The organism is Lysinibacillus sp. G1-3 (assembly GCF_056322905.1).
Genome location: NZ_JBWHYQ010000010.1, coordinates 30224 through 48462, shown reverse-complemented (window position 1 = coordinate 48462; position 18239 = coordinate 30224). Strand labels below are relative to the sequence as shown.

The window sequence follows — 18239 nt, the reverse complement described above, 5'->3', positions numbered from 1 at the left end:
CAATTACCACATCACGGACTTAAGGAGGTGTGTCTCGTGGCTAAAAAAGTTATTAAAGTTGTTAAACTTCAAATCCCTGCTGGTAAAGCAAATCCAGCTCCACCGGTTGGTCCTGCATTAGGTCAAGCGGGTGTGAACATCATGGGATTCTGTAAAGAATTCAACGCGCGTACTGCTGATCAAGCTGGTCTTATTATTCCAGTTGAAATTTCAGTATTCGAGGACCGTTCATTCACTTTCATTACGAAAACTCCACCTGCAGCAGTTCTACTTAAAGTAGCAGCTGGTATCCAATCTGGATCAGGTGAACCAAACCGTAAAAAAGTTGCAACGGTTAAACGTGATAAAGTTCGCGAAATCGCTGAAACTAAAATGCCAGACCTTAACGCTGCTTCAGTTGAAGCTGCAATGTTAATGGTTGAAGGTACTGCACGAAGCATGGGTATTGTTATCGAAGACTAATCCCATTACTTGATGATGTATTTGTTTTTGGAAGGTTGCGGAGTTTCTTTGTGAACGCGCAACCTTTATTCGTGGGAGGTAAAATCCGCTATAACCACAATCAAGGAGGAATTATATAATGGCTAAAAAAGGTAAAAAACTGCAAGATGCAGCAAAATTAATCGACCGTAACGCAGTATACGGCGCACAAGAAGCAATCGAACTTGCTCAAAAAACTAGCTCAGTGAACTTCGACGCTACTGTAGAAGTTGCTTTCCGTCTAGGAATCGATACTCGTAAAAACGACCAACAAATCCGTGGTGCAGTAGTGTTACCAAACGGTACTGGTAAAACTCAACGTGTATTAGTATTCGCTAAAGGTGAAAAACTTAAAGAAGCTGAAGCAGCTGGTGCTGACTACGTAGGCGATGCAGAATACATCCAAAAAATCCAACAAGGTTGGTTCGATTTCGATGTAATCGTTGCAACTCCTGACATGATGGGTGAAGTTGGTAAACTTGGTCGTGTATTAGGACCTAAAGGTTTAATGCCAAACCCTAAAACTGGTACAGTTACTTTCGATGTAACTAAAGCGATCGAAGAAATTAAAGCTGGTAAAGTAGAATACCGTGCTGATAAAGCTGGTATTATCCACGCTCCTATCGGTAAAGTTTCTTTCTCTGCAGAAAAATTAGTAGAAAACTTCTTAACTGTATTTGATGTAGTACAAAAAGCAAAACCTGCTGCTGCTAAAGGTACTTACATGAAATCTGTAAACGTTACAACTACAATGGGCCCAGCTATTAAAGTTGACGCTTCAAGCGTAGTAGTAAAATAATTAGTTTTTTTATATAAATCTGTTGACGGCTCTGTCTATCTGTGATATGATGGATGCTGTTGTGAATCATCCATTTGTACCGTAGACAGTAGGAGTGACTTGTCACTTAATGATCCTACCGAGGACATCGGAATTCGGATTCTTATTTTAAAGATGATGACTTTCAGCCTCTGTGTCTATTTTGACCCAGAGGCTTTTCTTTTGTCGGTATAAATGACCCATTCTAATAGGAGGTGTCATCATGAGCAAAGCAATCGAAAACAAACAAGTACAAGTTCAAGAGATTACAGAGAAATTCCAAAATGCTGCTTCTGTAGTAGTTGTGGATTACCGTGGTCTTAACGTTTCACAAGTGACTGAGCTTCGTAAACAACTTCGTGAAGCTGGCGTTGAGTTCAAAGTTTACAAAAACACTTTAACTCGTCGTGCAACTGAAGCTGTTGGCCTTGAAGGAATCAATGACGTATTAGTTGGTCCTAACGCAATTGCGTTCTCTAATGAAGATGTTGTAGCTCCTGCTAAAATCATCAACGAGTTCGCTAAGAAAAATGAAGCTTTAGAAATTAAAGCAGGTATTATTGAAGGTACAATCTCTTCTGTTGAAGATGTTAAAGCACTTGCAGAACTTCCATCACGCGAAGGTCTTCTTTCTATGCTTTTATCTGTACTTCAAGCTCCAGTGCGTAACTTCGCACTTGCAACAAAAGCTGTTGCAGAACAAAAAGAAGAACAAGGCGCGTAATTTCATACGCACTATAACTTCTGCGGCCTAACCCGCAACAAAAAAACATTATCCAATTAGGAGGAAATTATAATGAATAAAGAGCAAATCTTAGAAGCTATCAAAGCTATGACAGTTCTTGAATTAAACGATTTAGTAAAAGCTATCGAAGAAGAATTCGGTGTAACAGCTGCTGCTCCTGTAGCAGTAGTAGGTGGTGCTGCTGCTGGCGCTGCTGAAGAAAAAACTGAGTTTGACGTAGTACTAGCATCTGCTGGTGGCGAAAAAATCAAAGTAATCAAAGCAGTTCGTGAAATCACTGGTTTAGGTCTTAAAGAAGCTAAAGAAGTAGTAGATAACGCTCCTAAAGCTCTTAAAGAAGGCGTTTCTAAAGATGAAGCTGAACAAATCAAAGCTAAACTTGAAGAAGTTGGCGCATCTGTAGAAGTTAAGTAATCTCGCGTTACTTTTAAACAAAAGGAAAGCTCGTCATTGCGGCGAGCTTTTTTTCTTCATTATGAGGAGGCGTGAAAATGTCAGATCACTATTATACAAGTAAGCCTCAAACTGAGAGTAAACCTCGTCACTGGACATTCAAATTGTTAGGGCATACGTTTTCCTTCGAAACGGATGCAGGGGTATTTAGTAAAAGCGAAGTAGATTTTGGATCCCGTGTATTAATAGATGCTTTTCAAATGCCTGATATTGATGGTGCAATTTTTGATGTGGGGTGTGGGTATGGACCGATTGGATTATCGATTGCCAAGACAAACCCAGATCGTACCGTTCTTATGATGGATATAAATGAACGTGCAGTTGCACTCTCACAAAAAAATGCGCAAGTAAACGGTGTTCAAAATGTACGGATATTTGTGAGTGACGGACTATCGATGGTTGGCAACGATATAAAAGCCGCAGCTATTTTAACCAATCCTCCAATTCGCGCAGGAAAGGAAACAATTTTCCGTTTTTACGATGGAGCTTATGATAAGTTAGTGTCATCTGGCGAGTTGTGGGTAGTAATACAGAAGAAGCAAGGTGCACCATCAACGGTAAGTTATTTAGAAGAAAAATTTTCTGAAGTCGATGTTGTGGAGAAGAAAAAAGGCTACTGGATAGTGCGTGCAAAAAAATAAATGAAATATGCATAAATTATTGACTTGACAAATCGGCTATGATAATATGGTAAAATGCAAAAATATTATTTTGAGGTCGTATGCCCTTTTGTATATGATTGTTATAATGTGGGTATACTTGCCAAGATAAGTTTAGTTAACCGAAAATGAGATCTTTTTGAAGACTCGTTTTCTTTTTGTCTTTCGAAATCATACACTATTTGTATGATTTTGCAAAGACCTAATATCGCTTTATTGAGGGGTGAATGAGTTGACAGGTCAACTAGTTCAGTATGGACAACACCGCCAGCGTAGAAGCTTTGCGCGTATTAACGAGGTGCTTGAGCTTCCAAATCTGATTGAGATTCAAACGGCGTCTTACGAGTGGTTCCTTGAAGAAGGTCTACGTGAAATGTTCCGTGACATTTCGCCGATCGAGGACTTTACAGGTAATCTTTCATTAGAATTCATCGATTATTCATTAGGAGATCCTAAGTATGAAGTCGATGAGTGTAAAGAGCGAGATGTTACTTACGCAGCTCCATTACGTGTGAAAGTACGTCTTTACAACAAAGAAACAGACGAAGTGAAGGAACAGGATGTCTTCATGGGCGACTTCCCATTAATGACAGAAACAGGTACGTTCATTATCAATGGTGCTGAACGTGTTATCGTTTCACAATTAGTTCGTTCACCAAGTGTGTATTTCCATGATAAAACTGATAAAAACGGTAAGAAAGGTTTCGGAGCAACAGTTATTCCAAACCGTGGTGCATGGTTGGAATATGAAACTGACGCAAAAGATGTAGTATACGTGCGTATTGATCGTACTCGTAAGCTACCAGTAACGGTGTTACTTCGTGCATTAGGTTTCGGTTCAGACCAAGAAATTATCGATATTATCGGTGACAATGAATTTTTACGTAATACGTTAGAAAAAGATAACTCTGAAAGTACTGAAAAAGCACTTTTAGAAATCTATGAACGTTTACGTCCAGGTGAGCCACCAACAGTTGAAAGTGCGAAGAGTTTATTATACTCTCGTTTCTTTGATGCGAAACGCTATGATTTAGCGAATGTTGGTCGCTACAAAATGAATAAAAAGCTTCATATCAAAAATCGTTTATTTAACCAAACGATTGCTGAAACGCTTGTAGATCCAGAAACAGGCGAAATTTTAGTAGAAAAAGGTACAGTTCTTGACCGTCGTACTTTAGATAAAATCTTACCGTATTTAGAAGATTCATCAAAAGGAATCGGTTTCCGCACTTTATCACAAGTAGGTGGAGTGCTTGAGGATGATGTAACAATCCAATCTATTAAAATTTATGCACCAAAAGATGAAGCGCAAAAAGAAATCAATATTATTAGTAATGCGTACATCGATGAAGAAGTGAAGAATATTACGCCTGCTGACGTATTATCTTCAGTAAGTTATTTCTTCAATTTACTTTACCAAGTAGGGGCAACAGATGATATCGACCACTTAGGTAACCGTCGTCTACGCTCTGTTGGTGAGCTTCTACAAAACCAATTCCGTATCGGTTTATCTCGTATGGAACGTGTAGTACGTGAGCGTATGTCTATTAACGACACAGCGGCAATCGTACCACAGCAATTAATTAATATTCGTCCAGTAATTGCGTCAATTAAAGAGTTCTTTGGTAGCTCTCAATTATCACAATTCATGGACCAAACAAATCCACTGGCAGAGTTAACGCATAAACGTCGTCTATCTGCATTAGGACCTGGTGGTTTAACACGTGAGCGTGCTGGTTTCGAAGTACGTGACGTTCACTATTCTCACTATGGTCGTATGTGTCCAATCGAGACACCAGAGGGTCCAAACATTGGTTTAATCAACTCTTTATCTTCATTTGCCAAAGTAAATAAATTCGGATTCATTGAAACACCTTATCGTCGTATTGACCATGAAACAGGTAAAGTATCGGATCAAATTGATTATTTAACAGCTGATGAAGAAGATAACTACTATGTAGCACAAGCGAACTCACTATTAAATCCTGATGGTACATTTGCTAAAGAAGAAGTAGTAGGCCGTTTCCGTGGGGATAACACAGTATTTAATAAATCGCAAATGGACTACATGGACGTATCACCTAAACAAGTAGTGTCAGCTGCGACTGCATGTATCCCGTTCTTAGAAAACGATGACTCGAACCGTGCACTTATGGGTGCCAACATGCAACGTCAAGCAGTTCCTCTTCTTAACCCAGAAGCACCATTTGTTGGTACTGGTATGGAACACGTTGATGCGCGTGACTCAGGTGCGGCGGTAGTAGCGAAATATGATGGTATTGTTGAGCACGTTGAAGCTCGCTCTATCCATGTTCGCCGTATTGAAGTCGTTGACGGTAAAGAGGTTAAAGGCGATTTAACAAAATATAAATTACAAAAATTCATTCGTTCTAACCAAGGTACTTCATACAACCAACGTCCACTTGTAAAAGTTGGCGAACGCGTGAAACCTCGTGACATTTTAGCAGACGGTCCATCTATGGAAAAAGGCGAACTTGCTCTTGGTCGTAACGTACTTGTTGCGTTCATGACTTGGAACGGCTTTAACTATGAGGATGCTGTTATTATGAGCGAACGCCTTGTAAAAGACGATGTATATACATCTGTTCATATTGAAGAATATGAATCAGAGTCTCGTGATACAAAATTAGGACCTGAAGAAATCACTCGTGATATTCCAAACGTCGGGGAAGATGCACTTCGTAATTTAGATGAACGTGGTATCATTCGCGTTGGTGCGGAAGTACGTGACGGTGACATTCTTGTAGGTAAAGTAACACCTAAAGGGGTTACTGAATTAACAGCTGAAGAACGCTTATTACATGCTATCTTCGGTGAAAAAGCTCGTGAAGTTCGTGATACTTCATTACGCGTACCACATGGTGCTGGCGGTATTATTCTTGATGTAAAAGTATTTAACCGTGAAGATGGCGATGAATTACCACCAGGTGTTAACCAATTAGTTCGTGCTTACATTGTTCAAAAGCGTAAAATTCGCGTAGGGGACAAAATGGCCGGACGTCATGGTAACAAAGGGGTTATCTCTCGTATCTTACCGGAAGAGGATATGCCATTCATGCCAGACGGTACTCCTGTTGATATCATGTTAAACCCACTTGGTGTACCTTCTCGTATGAACATCGGACAAGTTTTAGAATTACACTTAGGTATGGCTTCTCGTTCCCTAGGCATTCATATGGCAACTCCAGTATTCGATGGTGCCAACGAAGAAGATGTTTGGGAAACGATGGAAGAGGCAGGCATGAACCGTGATGGTAAAACAATCCTGTATGATGGACGTTCAGGTGAACCATTTGATAACCGTGTATCAGTAGGGATCATGTACATGATCAAACTTGCTCACATGGTTGATGATAAACTTCACGCACGTTCAACTGGTCCTTACTCACTTGTTACGCAACAGCCACTTGGTGGTAAAGCACAGTTCGGTGGACAACGCTTTGGTGAGATGGAGGTATGGGCACTTGAAGCATACGGTGCTGCTTATACTCTTCAAGAAATCTTAACAGTTAAATCCGATGACGTTGTTGGACGTGTAAAAACATACGAAGCAATCGTTAAAGGTGAAAGTGTACCAGAGCCAGGCGTTCCTGAATCATTCAAAGTATTGATTAAAGAACTTCAATCTCTTGGTATGGATGTGAAAATGTTAACGGTCAATGATGAAGAAGTAGAGCTTCGCGACTTAGACGAAGAAGAAGATCTTCAACCAGCTGATGCACTTAACATTGCACCACAGAAAGATACGGAAGAAGAGCCAGTAGAGTCTTTTGAATAATGGAAAACGTTAATTCACATTATTAGTGAACACGGTCAAAGTTATTTTTCAAATTAGTCGGGCAGGATTTAACGCCCTGTCCGGCTTTTTCTTTTAACTTCTTTCAGCGGAAGTCTCCCACCTCTATAGGTGGGCGGGTTTAAGCTGATATCAGCGGGTGTCCAAACACCTGTAGCTGACGCTTCGCTTTCGCTACAAAAAACACTTGCTGAAAGAAGTTAAAGCCTCCGGCGGATGTCACGGAATCGGAAAGGAATGCTTTATGCAAACACAAAGCCGATTCAGGACACAATTATGCCGAGGCATAATTGATTAAATCATTCTATTTTTAATCTTTTGCTAAAGAGAAATGATTCTTGCAAACGATTATCGAGCTGCGTAAAAGAGTCTTTATAAAGACCTATACTAGAGGGAGGTAGGCTCCTTGATAGACGTTAATGAATTTGAATATATGAAAATTGGTTTAGCTTCTCCTGACAAGATTCGTTCTTGGTCATACGGTGAAGTTAAAAAACCTGAAACAATTAACTACCGTACATTAAAACCAGAAAAAGATGGTTTATTCTGTGAGCGTATTTTTGGTCCAACTAAGGACTGGGAGTGTCACTGTGGTAAATACAAACGTGTACGCTACAAAGGCGTAGTTTGTGATCGTTGTGGTGTTGAAGTAACACGCGCGAAAGTTCGTCGTGAACGTATGGGCCACATCGAATTAGCAGCACCAGTTTCACATATCTGGTACTTCAAAGGTATTCCTAGCCGTATGGGCCTTATTTTAGATATGTCCCCACGTGCACTAGAAGAAGTAATTTACTTTGCATCATACGTTGTAATCGAACCAGGTGCTACAAACTTAGAAAGTAAGCAACTACTTTCTGAAAAAGAGTACCGTGCGTATCGTGAAAAATTCGGTAACACATTTGAAGCATCTATGGGTGCGGAAGCAATTAAAAGATTATTAGGCAAAATTGATCTTGAAGATGAAACTCAATCTTTAAAAGAAGAGTTGAAATCAGCACAAGGTCAACGCCGTACACGTGCCATTAAACGTCTTGAAGTTGTAGAATCATTCCGTAACTCAGGTAACTCTCCTGAATGGATGATTTTAGATGTACTACCGGTTATTCCACCAGAGCTTCGTCCGATGGTGCAATTAGATGGTGGTCGTTTTGCAACTTCTGACTTAAACGATTTATATCGTCGTGTAATCAACCGTAATAACCGTTTAAAACGTTTACTAGACCTTGGTGCTCCAAGCATCATCGTACAAAACGAAAAACGTATGTTACAAGAAGCTGTTGATGCATTAATTGATAACGGTCGTCGTGGTCGTCCTGTAACAGGTCCTGGTAACCGTCCATTAAAATCACTTTCACATATGTTGAAAGGTAAACAAGGTCGTTTCCGTCAAAACTTACTTGGTAAACGTGTTGACTACTCTGGTCGTTCGGTTATCGTAGTAGGTCCAAACTTAAAAATGTACCAATGTGGTCTACCAAAAGAAATGGCAATTGAATTATTCAAGCCTTTCGTAATGAAAGAGTTAGTAGAACGTGGCCTTGCTCATAATATTAAATCTGCTAAACGTAAAATAGAGCGTTTAAACAACGATGTATGGGACGTTTTAGAAGATGTTATTCGTGAGCATCCAGTATTATTAAACCGTGCACCTACGCTTCACCGTCTTGGTATTCAAGCGTTTGAACCAACACTAGTTGAAGGTCGTGCTATTCGTCTTCACCCATTAGTATGTACAGCTTATAACGCTGACTTCGATGGTGACCAAATGGCGGTTCACGTACCATTATCAGCGGAAGCGCAAGCAGAGGCTCGTCTTCTAATGCTTGCTGCACAAAATATCCTGAACCCGAAAGACGGTAAACCAGTTGTAACACCATCTCAAGATATGGTATTAGGAAACTACTACTTAACACTTGAACGTGAAACAGCTCGCGGCGAAGGAACAATTTTCTATGGACCAAACGAAGTATTAATTGCATATGATACAGGTCATGTTCATTTGCATACTCGTATTGCGATTAAAGCAAGCTCGTTAAACAACCCAACATTTACTGAGGAACAAAATAATATGTTCCTATTAACGACTGTTGGTAAAGTAATCTTTAACGAAATCTTGCCTAAATCATTCCCATACATTAATGAGCCAACTGATTTCAACTTAGAGCAAGAAACACCAAGCAAATACTTCGTTAACTTAACAATTGATGAAGAAACGTTAAAAGAGCTTGAGGCAGATGCTTCTTATAATGGGCTTGATGAAAAAGGTAAAGTGGAAGCACAACGCACAGCTGTATTGCGCAAACACTTTGCATCAGTACCAGTTGTAAATCCATTCCGTAAAAAATTCTTAGGTAATATCATTGCTGAAGTATTTAAACGTTTCCACATTACTGAAACATCTAAAATGCTTGACCGCATGAAAAACCTAGGATTCAAATATTCAACACGCGCTGGTATTACTGTAGGTGTATCTGACATCGTCGTATTACCAGACAAAGGCGAAATTTTAGCGGTAGCTCAAGAAAAAGTAGATAAAGTTCAAGCGCAATTCCGTCGTGGTTTCATCACGGAAGATGAGCGTTATGATCGAGTTATCTCAAGCTGGAGTGCTGCGAAAGATGAAATTCAATCAAAGCTGATGAAGTCGCTTGAGAAAACAAACCCAATCTTTATGATGTCTGACTCAGGTGCCCGTGGTAACGCATCTAACTTTACACAGTTAGCAGGTATGCGTGGTCTGATGGCCAACCCGGCTGGTCGTATCATCGAACTTCCAATTAAATCTTCATTCCGTGAAGGTTTAACGGTATTAGAGTACTTCATCTCAACTCACGGTGCTCGTAAAGGTCTTGCCGATACAGCCCTAAAAACTGCCGATTCAGGTTACTTAACACGTCGTCTTGTTGACGTAGCACAAGATGTTATCGTTCGTGAGGATGACTGTGGAACTGACCGTGGTTTAACAATTGGTGCGTTAATGGAAGGTACAGAGCTAATTGAAGCGTTAGATGAGCGTATTATCGGTCGTCATACGAAGAAAACAATCCACCATCCAGAAACAGGTGAAGTAATTTTAGAAAAAGACGGTTTGATCGACCAAGATATCGCTCGTATCATTATAGAGCTAGGTATCGAAGAAGTTACAATCCGTTCTGCGTTTACATGTAATACAAAACATGGCGTATGTAAAAAATGTTACGGCATGAACTTAGCAACAGGTGAAGAGGTTGAAGTTGGAGAAGCAGTTGGTATTATTGCGGCTCAATCAATCGGTGAACCAGGTACACAGTTAACAATGCGTACATTCCATACAGGTGGGGTTGCCGGGGATGATATTACACAAGGTCTTCCACGTATCCAAGAGATTTTTGAAGCACGTAATCCTAAAGGTCAATCAGTTATTTCTGATATCGCAGGTACTGTTTCAGACATCACTGAAATCCGTGAAGGCCTAAAAGAGATTACAATTGAAGGTGAAGTAGAAACACGTAAATACGCAGCACCTTACAATGCTCGTCTGAAAGTACAAGAAGGCGACTTTGTAGAACGCGGTCAAGTATTAACAGAAGGTTCTATCGATCCAAAACAATTGTTAAAAGTTAAAGACGTTTCAACAGTTCAAGAATACCTGTTAAAAGAAGTACAAAAAGTATACCGTATGCAAGGGGTAGAAATTGGTGACAAACATATCGAGGTAATGGTTCGCCAAATGCTTCGTAAAGTACGTGTAATTGAAGCTGGAGATACTGAATTATTACCAGGTTCATTACTAGATATTCACCAATTCTCAGAGGCAAACGTAGATGCTGTTATGAATGGCAAAAACCCTGCGACTTGTCGTCCTGTGATCCTTGGTATTACAAAAGCGTCTCTTGAAACAGAATCATTCTTATCTGCTGCATCATTCCAAGAAACAACTCGTGTGTTAACGGATGCTGCTATTAAAGGTAAGCGTGATGAACTTCTTGGTCTGAAGGAAAACGTAATTATCGGTAAACTTGTTCCTGCAGGTACTGGTATGCAACGTTACCGTCAAATCCGTATTGAAAAAGATGAGCTTGAGACAGAAAACCTAATTTCTGCTGAATAATCATTAAAATAAGTGCCGAGGAGATGTATTTTCATCATCTCTTCGGACTTTTTAAAGATATGAGTTGACAGCCGAAATTGGTAATGATAATATATTGAAGGTTGATAGTTAACTGTCTGTACTTCGGAGGATATGAAAATGTCTTATGATAGAGTAAGGGATAGTCAAACAATCATAGGTACAAAGCAAACAGTAAAAGCAATGCGAGCCGGTTCAGTGAAAGAACTTTTTGTGGCACTCGATGCAGACAATTGGGTAACCGATTCGGCCATATCTTTCGCGAGAGAAATCGGTATACCAGTTACTCTTGTTGAGTCGAAAAAGGAACTGGGCAAGGCCTGTAGAATCCACGTTGGAGCTGCAGTAGTTGCGATTACTGTAGAGTAGTTTTTGTGTATTAAACACAAAGACTTTGTTTTTACCCAAAAAATGAACCACCTGGATGTGTGGTATTAAAAAGGAATAAATGAAGGGAGGAAAAACCGATGCCTACAATTAACCAATTAGTTCGTAAGCCTCGTCAATCTAAAAGCACGAAATCAAAATCACCAGCGTTAAACAAAGGATATAACTCATTTAAAAAATCTTTAACTGACGTTAAATCTCCACAAAAACGCGGAGTTTGTACTCGTGTAGGTACAATGACACCTCGTAAACCAAACTCAGCGTTACGTAAATACGCTCGTGTACGTTTAACTAACCAAATCGAGGTAACTGCTTATATCCCAGGTGAAGGCCACAACTTACAAGAGCACAGTGTTGTTCTTATCCGTGGCGGACGCGTAAAAGACTTAGCGGGTGTTCGTTACCATATCGTACGTGGTGCTCTTGATACAGCTGGTGTAAACGGTCGTTTACAATCACGTTCTAAATACGGAACAAAACGCCCTAAAGAAAAAAAATAATTTAACATTATTAAGCATTGCTTAATAATGAACTTTAAAATAGTTGTTGCAAATTTTTAATCTTGCTAGCAGATTGAAAATTTGCCAATCAACTATTACAAAGTAATTCTTATAAAATAAATCGATAACTATTCGAAAGGAGGAAAACACATGCCTCGTAAAGGTCCTGTTTCCAAACGTGACGTGTTACCAGATCCAATTTATAGTTCAAAACTAGTAACTCGTTTAATTAATAAAATGATGGTTGATGGTAAAAGAGGTACTTCTCAAAAGATTTTATACGGTGCGTTCGATATCGTTAAAGAACGTTCTGGTGAAAATCCAATTGAAGTATTCGAAGCTGCTCTTAACAACGTAATGCCAGTTCTTGAAGTACGTGCTCGCCGTGTTGGTGGTTCTAACTATCAAGTACCAGTAGAAGTACGTCCAGAACGTCGTACAACTTTAGGTCTTCGTTACCTAGTTAACTACGCTCGTCTTCGTGGTGAAAAAACTATGGAAGAGCGTTTAGCTAACGAAATCCTTGATGCTTCTAACAACACAGGTGCATCAGTTAAAAAACGTGAAGATATGCACAAAATGGCAGAAGCGAACAAAGCATTCGCTCACTACCGTTGGTAATCAATATCTAAACCGCATACGCCCAATATGGAAGGAGAAATACCTATGAAACGCGAATTCTCCCTAGAGAATACACGTAATATTGGGATCATGGCTCACATTGATGCTGGTAAAACAACAACAACTGAGCGTATCCTTTATTACACAGGTAAGATTCACAAAATTGGTGAAACTCATGAAGGCGCTTCTCAAATGGACTGGATGGAGCAAGAGCAAGAACGTGGTATCACAATCACTTCTGCTGCAACAACAGCTCAATGGAACGGCCACCGTGTAAATATCATCGATACTCCTGGACACGTAGACTTCACTGTAGAAGTTGAACGTTCACTACGCGTACTTGATGGTGCTGTAACAGTTCTTGATGCTCAATCTGGTGTTGAACCTCAAACTGAAACAGTATGGCGTCAAGCTACAACTTACGGCGTTCCACGTATCGTGTTCATTAACAAAATGGATAAAACAGGAGCAGATTTCCTATATTCTGTAGGAACTCTACACGAACGTTTACAAGCAAACGCTCATCCTATCCAATTACCTATCGGAGCTGAAGATCAGTTCTCAGCAATCATTGACTTAGTTGAAATGAAAGCTACTTTCTACGGCGACGAAAAAGGTACAGCAGTGACTGAAGGCGAAATTCCTGAAGAGCACCGCGCACAAGCTGAAGAATACCGTGAAAAATTAATTGATGCTGTTGCAAGTGTTGATGAAGAAATCATGGAAAAATATTTAGAAGGCGAAGAAATTTCTGTTGCTGAACTTAAAGCGGCTATCCGTCGTGCTACGATTGCAGTAGAATTTTACCCAGTAATCTGTGGTACAGCATTCAAACACAAAGGCGTACGCCCAATGTTAGATGCAGTTATCGATTACTTACCATCTCCATTAGATGTACCAGCAATCAAAGGTACTGATGTTGATGGTGACGAGGAATTAGAACGTCATTCTTCAGATGAAGAGCCATTCTCAGCTCTTGCATTCAAAGTTATGACTGACCCATTCGTAGGTAAATTAACTTTCTTCCGTGTGTATTCTGGAACTTTAGAATCAGGTTCATACGTACAAAACTCTTCTAAAGGTAAACGTGAACGCGTAGGCCGTATCCTACAAATGCACGCAAACTCTCGTGAAGAGATTTCTAAAGTATTCGCTGGGGACATCGCAGCAGCTGTAGGTCTTAAAGATACTACTACTGGTGATACTCTATGTGACGAGAAAAACCTAGTTATTCTTGAATCAATGGAATTCCCTGAGCCAGTAATTTCTCTTTCTGTAGAACCAAAATCAAAAGCTGACCAAGATAAAATGGGTCAAGCTTTACAAAAACTTCAAGAAGAGGATCCAACTTTCCGTGCTCACACTGACACAGAAACTGGTCAAACAATCATCTCAGGTATGGGTGAGCTTCACCTTGATATCTTAGTTGACCGTATGCGCCGTGAATTTAAAGTAGAAGCTAACGTAGGTGCTCCAATGGTATCTTACCGTGAAACATTCCGTGGCTCTGCAAAAGTTCAAGGTAAATTCACTCGCCAATCTGGTGGTCGTGGACAATATGGTGACGTAACGATTGAGTTCTCTCCAAATGAAGAAGGTAAAGGCTTTGAATTCGAAAACGCTATCGTTGGTGGTGTAGTACCTCGTGAATACATTCCTGCAGTAGAAGCTGGTCTTCGTGACTCTCTTGACCGCGGTGTAGTAGCTGGTTACCCACTTATCGACATTAAAGCGAAATTAGTATTCGGTTCTTACCATGACGTTGACTCGAATGAGATGGCGTTCAAAATTGCTGCATCTATGGCTCTTAAAGAAGCTGCTAAACAATGTGATGCAGTTATCTTAGAACCAATGATGAAAGTAGAAGTTGTAATTCCAGAAGAATACCTTGGTGATATCATGGGTAACATTACTTCTCGTCGCGGACGCGTTGAGGGTATGGAAGCTCGCGGTAACTCACAAGTTGTTCGTGCAATGGTTCCTTTATCGGAAATGTTTGGTTATGCAACAACTCTTCGTTCAGCAACGCAAGGTCGTGGTGTATTCTCAATGACATTCGATCATTACGAAGAAGTACCAAAATCAATCGCTGCTGACATCATCAAAAAAAATAAAGGTGAATAATTGAATTTTCATCTTGCATAAAGTATAACTAATTTGTAAGCTATGATTGTGGGATGGTGGATGGGCCCGTTCACCATCAGCAATCATTCTATAAATTTTCAAAAAATATAAACATATAATTTTGAGGAGGCAATCTCTAATGGCTAAAGAAAAATTCGACCGTTCAAAAACGCATGCTAACATTGGTACAATCGGACACGTTGACCATGGTAAAACAACTTTAACTGCTGCTATCGCAACAGTTCTTTCTAAAAAAATGGGTGGGGAAGCTAAATCATACGCTGATATCGATAACGCTCCAGAAGAAAAAGAACGTGGTATCACAATCAATACTTCTCACGTAGAATATGAAACTGATACTCGTCACTATGCACACGTTGACTGCCCAGGACACGCTGACTATGTTAAAAACATGATCACTGGTGCTGCACAAATGGACGGCGGTATCTTAGTAGTATCTGCTGCTGATGGCCCAATGCCACAAACTCGTGAACACATCCTTTTATCTCGTCAAGTAGGTGTTCCATACTTAGTAGTATTCATGAACAAATGTGATATGGTTGACGACGAAGAATTATTAGAATTAGTAGAAATGGAAATCCGTGACCTACTATCTGAATATGACTTCCCAGGTGATGATCTTCCTGTAATCAAAGGTTCTGCTCTTAAAGCTCTTGAAGGCGAAGCAGAATGGGAAGAAAAAATCGTTGAATTAATGGACGCTGTAGATTCTTATATCCCAACTCCAGAACGTCAAACTGACAAACCATTCATGATGCCAGTAGAGGACGTATTCTCTATCACTGGTCGTGGTACAGTTGCAACTGGCCGTGTTGAACGTGGTCAAGTTAAAGTTGGTGACGTAGTTGAAATCGTAGGTATTACTGAAGAAGCAAAATCTACAACTGTAACTGGTGTAGAAATGTTCCGTAAATTATTAGACTATGCTGAAGCTGGTGACAACATCGGTGCTTTACTTCGTGGTGTAGCTCGTGAAGATATCCAACGTGGTCAAGTATTATCTAAACCAGGTTCAATCACTCCACACACAAGCTTCAAAGCTGAAGTTTATGTTTTATCAAAAGAAGAGGGTGGACGTCATACTCCATTCTTCACTAACTACCGTCCTCAGTTCTACTTCCGTACAACTGACGTAACAGGTATCTGTAACTTACCAGAAGGCGTTGAAATGGTAATGCCTGGCGATAACATCGAAATGACAGTAGAACTTATCGCTCCAATCGCTCTAGAAGAAGGTACTAAATTCTCTATCCGTGAGGGTGGCCGTACTGTAGGCGCTGGCGTAGTTGCTTCTATCCAAAAATAATTTAAGCATTTAGCTTATTTTCAAAACCAATCTGTAGGGACGCTTACAGATTGGTTTTTTATGTTAAAATAAGTTAAAAACATTTGATAATTTTATTTGAATTAGATTATTTTATGTATACATACTAGGTGAAATACCAAAAAGCAGAAATAACTCAACACGCTAAAAGTAAGAATAAAATTTCTTTTATACGAAGTAGCCGGAAATGATAGCTAGTGCCATAGATCAAAATCCCCTTTTGTTTCTAACATTTTTTAATAGGTCCTCTCCAAAAGATTGGTGGATGATATTTGTTAGAACGTATGTTAAGTACGCTGATTGGAGTGGAGATTGGACGCCCTCAGGAAAGCGCCCAGTCGGAGCAGAAATCAACCCAACGTTATGGTGTGAAGATATTTAATACATATAATTTCATGGAAGGAGAGTTTGCAAGTGGAGATGAAAATATTGTTGATAGAAGATGATCCATCCATTTTCGAAATGATTCAGACACGTTTTGCACAGTGGTCGCTTCAAGTTGTAGGTGCTAAGGACTTTCAAAAAGTAATGGATGATTTTATTGAAGAAAAACCACAGCTTGTATTGATAGACATTCAGCTACCTTCCTATGATGGCTTTCATTGGTGTCGTGAAATACGTCATATCTCAAAGGTGCCAATTCTCTTTCTATCTTCACGAGACCATCCAATGGATATGGTTATGGCAATGCAAATGGGTGCAGATGACTTTGTACAAAAGCCGTTCCATATGGAGGTATTACTTGCAAAGGTACAAGCCGTTTTACGTCGTACATATGATTATATAGAAGAATCAATGGATGTCACACGGTTTAATGGTGCAGTTATTGACTATGCGCGCAGTGAAATTATGTATGAGGGTAATCTCTCTTCATTAACTAAAAATGAGCTCTTTATTTTACGTATTTTAGTGGAGAAGGCCGATCAAATTGTTTCTAGAGATGATTTAATGAGAAAGTTATGGGACGATGAACGCTTTGTCAATGATAATACATTATCGGTAAATGTTAATCGGTTACGTACTAAGCTTGAGGAAATAGGTTTACAAGAAGTGATTTTAACTAAAAAGGGACTTGGTTATATGGCTTTAACACAAGGGACGTGATGGACAATGCTCATTTTATTTTTAAGAGAACGCCTTGCATGGATAGGCTTTTTTGTTTTTATCATCGTTATGATCAATGTTTTATTTTCTTTAGACGTTGGATTAGTGGGGATTTCAATTTTATATATTAATATTAGCATGCTTATTAGCTTTATGATCTTTCTTTTTTGGCGATACGTAGTAGAAGTTGGGCGGCTAAAAAATTTCCTAGGAAATGTTGAAAACCAATTTGATGACGTGCATAGCAAAAATTTAGTGTTATCGCCTTTTCAAACGGCATACTTTACGAAAATTGAAGAAGTTCTCTACGGCAAGAACACAGAGTTAAATCAAGCAAAGGTACAGCTGCAGGAATATTCGGATGAACTTCTAGCATGGGTTCATGAAGTAAAGGCACCTTTAACTGCGGTTAATTTAATGCTGGATCGTGTAGAAGATTTGACATTACGTCGTAAATTAGAGACAGAATGGCTAAGATTGCATTTATTGGTCGATCAGCAGCTACATCAAACAAGGTTAGCTTCAATTGAAAAAGATAATTATATGATGGAGATTGAGCTAAGAACGGTTGTCTATAAAGAAATAAGAGCTATGCAGGCATGGTGTATTGAAAAAGGTATCGGTTTTGATGTGGAAGAATTAACAGATACAGTGACGACGGATACTAAATGGCTAGCCTTTATCATCCGACAAATATTATCCAATGCGATTAAATATAGTCCTGCAAATTCAGAGGTAATAATATTTACAGAAGTAGATGCTACTGGAGCAACACTATTACATATAAAAGATGCAGGTATTGGTATCCGTAAGGAGGATCTACCACGAATTTTTTATAAGTCGTATACAGGAACAGCCGGAAGAGAGTCTGCGCAATCGACAGGTATGGGTCTATACTTAGCACATAATGTGGCGCAGAAAATTGGCGTCCGTATTACTGTCCAATCTAGTGTAGGTGAAGGCTCGATATTTACATTACGTTTTCCATTACAAAATGAATATGTCAAACTAACAGGTAGATGACGAAATTGTCACCTACCTTTTTATATTGTCATGTAAAACACACGAATTGCCGA

General features: G+C 39.5%; 15 protein-coding genes and 1 other annotated feature. All 15 genes read left to right on the top strand.

Going from position 1 to position 18239, the window contains the following annotated elements:
- The first annotated feature begins 36 nt into the window (after positions 1–36).
- The 15 genes from rplK (at position 37) to ACVYAD_RS12030 (ending at position 18186) form a co-directional block, all read left to right on the top strand.
- Positions 37–462: a 50S ribosomal protein L11 gene (gene rplK / locus ACVYAD_RS12100; RefSeq protein WP_004233593.1), complete on the top strand. Its 426-nt coding sequence runs from the start codon at positions 37–39 to the stop codon at positions 460–462.
- Positions 463–580: 118 nt separating this feature from the next.
- Positions 581–1279, top strand: coding sequence for a 50S ribosomal protein L1 (rplA, locus tag ACVYAD_RS12095; RefSeq protein ID WP_349660256.1), 699 nt, complete (start codon positions 581–583; stop codon positions 1277–1279).
- A gap of 61 nt (positions 1280–1340) precedes the next feature.
- Positions 1341–1488, top strand: a sequence feature (ribosomal protein L10 leader region).
- A gap of 32 nt (positions 1489–1520) precedes the next feature.
- On the top strand, positions 1521–2021 hold the full coding sequence (gene rplJ, locus ACVYAD_RS12090) for a 50S ribosomal protein L10 (protein ID WP_197142537.1): 501 nt from the start codon (positions 1521–1523) through the stop codon (positions 2019–2021).
- A gap of 72 nt (positions 2022–2093) precedes the next feature.
- Positions 2094–2456: a 50S ribosomal protein L7/L12 gene (gene rplL / locus ACVYAD_RS12085; RefSeq protein ID WP_079562379.1), complete on the top strand. Its 363-nt coding sequence runs from the start codon at positions 2094–2096 to the stop codon at positions 2454–2456.
- A gap of 77 nt (positions 2457–2533) precedes the next feature.
- Positions 2534–3136 carry a class I SAM-dependent methyltransferase gene (locus ACVYAD_RS12080; protein ID WP_349660257.1) on the top strand — a complete coding sequence of 201 codons (603 nt, stop codon included), beginning with the start codon at positions 2534–2536 and terminating at the stop codon, positions 3134–3136.
- A 241-nt stretch (positions 3137–3377) separates the two neighbouring features.
- Positions 3378–6953, top strand: coding sequence for a DNA-directed RNA polymerase subunit beta (gene rpoB, locus ACVYAD_RS12075; protein WP_349660258.1), 3576 nt, complete (start codon positions 3378–3380; stop codon positions 6951–6953).
- A 424-nt stretch (positions 6954–7377) separates the two neighbouring features.
- Positions 7378–11064: a DNA-directed RNA polymerase subunit beta' gene (rpoC, locus tag ACVYAD_RS12070; RefSeq protein ID WP_349660260.1), complete on the top strand. Its 3687-nt coding sequence runs from the start codon at positions 7378–7380 to the stop codon at positions 11062–11064.
- Between the two features lie 138 nt (positions 11065–11202).
- Positions 11203–11451, top strand: coding sequence for a ribosomal L7Ae/L30e/S12e/Gadd45 family protein (locus tag ACVYAD_RS12065; protein ID WP_349660261.1), 249 nt, complete (start codon positions 11203–11205; stop codon positions 11449–11451).
- Positions 11452–11549: 98 nt separating this feature from the next.
- Positions 11550–11969: a 30S ribosomal protein S12 gene (rpsL, locus tag ACVYAD_RS12060; protein ID WP_008181595.1), complete on the top strand. Its 420-nt coding sequence runs from the start codon at positions 11550–11552 to the stop codon at positions 11967–11969.
- A 150-nt stretch (positions 11970–12119) separates the two neighbouring features.
- Positions 12120–12590: a 30S ribosomal protein S7 gene (gene rpsG / locus ACVYAD_RS12055; protein WP_079562374.1), complete on the top strand. Its 471-nt coding sequence runs from the start codon at positions 12120–12122 to the stop codon at positions 12588–12590.
- 45 nt (positions 12591–12635) lie between these two features.
- The gene (fusA, locus tag ACVYAD_RS12050) at positions 12636–14714 is read left to right on the top strand and encodes an elongation factor G (RefSeq protein WP_349660262.1); all 2079 of its coding nucleotides are present in this window, start codon (positions 12636–12638) and stop codon (positions 14712–14714) included.
- A gap of 139 nt (positions 14715–14853) precedes the next feature.
- Complete coding sequence (tuf, locus tag ACVYAD_RS12045; RefSeq protein ID WP_079562372.1) at positions 14854–16041, top strand: elongation factor Tu; 1188 nt, start codon at positions 14854–14856, stop codon at positions 16039–16041.
- A 290-nt stretch (positions 16042–16331) separates the two neighbouring features.
- Positions 16332–16505 carry a hypothetical protein gene (locus tag ACVYAD_RS12040; protein ID WP_476426603.1) on the top strand — a complete coding sequence of 58 codons (174 nt, stop codon included), beginning with the start codon at positions 16332–16334 and terminating at the stop codon, positions 16503–16505.
- A complete protein-coding gene (locus ACVYAD_RS12035; protein ID WP_349660283.1) occupies positions 16480–17163 on the top strand; it encodes a response regulator transcription factor in 684 nt (227 codons plus the stop codon). Before ACVYAD_RS12040 ends, ACVYAD_RS12035 begins: the two co-directional genes overlap by 26 nt.
- Before the next feature lie 6 nt (positions 17164–17169).
- Positions 17170–18186: a sensor histidine kinase gene (locus ACVYAD_RS12030; RefSeq protein ID WP_476426602.1), complete on the top strand. Its 1017-nt coding sequence runs from the start codon at positions 17170–17172 to the stop codon at positions 18184–18186.
- The last annotated feature ends 53 nt before the right edge of the window (positions 18187–18239 follow it).